Source organism: Colwellia sp. MB3u-45 (genome assembly GCF_014077005.1).
GTDB lineage: Bacteria > Pseudomonadota > Gammaproteobacteria > Enterobacterales > Alteromonadaceae > Cognaticolwellia.
The window spans coordinates 1-345 of sequence record NZ_JACGVC010000018.1 but is presented as its reverse complement, the minus strand read 5'-3'; the positions used below and the strand labels follow the sequence as shown (position 1 = coordinate 345).

The following is a 345-nucleotide window of genomic DNA, read 5'->3' as shown; positions in this document are numbered from 1 at the left end:
GCGAAAAAAAACCAGTCATTAGACTGGTTTTTTCAATGTGGCGGACGCGGCAGGAGTCGAACCTGCGACCGCCTGGTTCGTAGCCAGGTACTCTATCCAGCTGAGCTACGCGTCCGCAATAAACTATTTTTTTATATCTCATGTTTAGGAGATAACGAACTTTACTCATAAAAAGCATTCGTAGCCATTAGCGTTAGATAACCTATCCAACTGAGCTACACGTCCGCAATAAACTGTTTTTTTATATCTCATGCTTAGGAGATGACAAACTTGTACAATATTCATTTTTTAACTAGCGTTAATATTTGCTAGTCTTTATTATTTAGCCACTTAAAGAAAAGTGGC

General features: G+C 39.1%; 1 tRNA gene. It reads right to left on the bottom strand.

The features are described 5' to 3' along the window. Nucleotides 1-38: 38 nt before the first annotated feature. Nucleotides 39-115: transfer RNA gene (locus tag H4J41_RS00095), tRNA-Arg, on the bottom strand. Nucleotides 116-345: the final 230 nt, after the last annotated feature.